The 1,102-nt window shown below is 69.0% G+C and carries 2 protein-coding genes; one reads left to right on the top strand and one right to left on the bottom strand.

Going from position 1 to position 1,102, the window contains the following annotated elements:
- Nucleotides 1-241 precede the first annotated feature (241 nt).
- A complete protein-coding gene (locus ABZV34_RS39875; RefSeq protein ID WP_356288338.1) occupies nucleotides 242-487 on the bottom strand; it encodes a DUF5133 domain-containing protein in 246 nt (81 codons plus the stop codon).
- A gap of 349 nt (nucleotides 488-836) precedes the next feature.
- On the opposite strand from ABZV34_RS39875, the gene ABZV34_RS39870 reads away from it, so the two are divergent.
- Nucleotides 837-1,007: a hydrophobic protein gene (locus ABZV34_RS39870; RefSeq protein WP_356288335.1), complete on the top strand. Its 171-nt coding sequence runs from the start codon at nucleotides 837-839 to the stop codon at nucleotides 1,005-1,007.
- Nucleotides 1,008-1,102: the final 95 nt, after the last annotated feature.

The raw sequence follows: 1,102 nt of genomic DNA, 5'->3' as shown, positions 1-1,102 counted from the left end.
GCGCGGCCACTCCCACGCCCACACCGGCCATCGTCAGGGCGGCCAGCATCACCCCGTATCGTCCTGCGCGCATCGTTCCCCCTTGCACCGCGGTTCTCGGTTTCCTGCCATGTACGACATGCCGGTCACGGGATTGGTTGTACGGGCCGCACCGGGAAGGGGTGATCCACCAGCTCTCCGGCCTCTCCGGCGCGGACGGGTACGGGTACGGGGCCGGCACCTGGTACGAGCCGGAGCGCCACTACGCGGCCAGCGTCTCGTCCGCTCGCGTGGTGCCCTCGCGGTCAGCGCTGTACCGCTCCAGCAGGGCGTCCGCGGCGAGCAGCGCCTGCTCGGCCGTCCGGGCCCCGGTCATCACGCACAGCGTGTACGTCACGTCGTCCAGCGCGCGGCTGGTACGGCCGGTGGGGCGGACATCGTGTTCGATACGCGTCTGCGCGAACCGGGCCAGTACCGTGCGCAGTTCCCTCTCCGCCGGAAGGATCATGATGGTTCCTCTCCCCAGAACACAGTTCGCGTGACAGTCGGCCGACATCGCGAGAAGCAGGTCGCATGTATGGCATCTGGCGCCGCGTTCGTCACTGAGCCGGCGTCAGGCAGGTCTTCGTGTGCCCCGAGCCGAGCGGCCCATGCCACCGTGCGCGGGCGCCGTCCCCTGCCGGCTCGGCCCGTGCGATCGCCTCCGCCGCCCGTCCCGGCTCTCCAGCGATCCCGCCCGGACCCGCGAAAGGTGCCGCACGGGCCCTTCGCGTCCCTGACCCCTCCGAGAAACAAACAGGTTCCGCGGGAGTGGAGATCGTTCCGCAGGGCACACGGGGCGGCGGAGGTTGATAACCATGGTTCCCGTTCTTCTCGTTCTTCTGCTCGCCCTGATCCTCTTCGGTGCGGGTTTCGCACTCAAGGCCCTGTGGTGGATCGCTGTCATCGTGCTGGTCGTGTGGGTCCTCGGATTTGTGATCCGTCCTACGGCGAGCGGCGGCAAGCGCGGCCGCTGGTACCGCTGGTAGGCGGTACCGAGAAGGCACTGAGCAGGTCCTGAGCAGGTACTGAGCGGTCCTGAGCAGGGCATTCGAACGGGTGGGCCCCGACGCCTCGGTGTCGG

The sequence above is a fragment of the Streptomyces sp. NPDC005195 genome (assembly GCF_040608315.1).
Lineage (GTDB): Bacteria > Actinomycetota > Actinomycetes > Streptomycetales > Streptomycetaceae > Streptomyces > Streptomyces kaempferi.
Note: the sequence above shows the minus strand (reverse complement) of the source record. Positions and strands in the feature narration are given on the sequence as shown.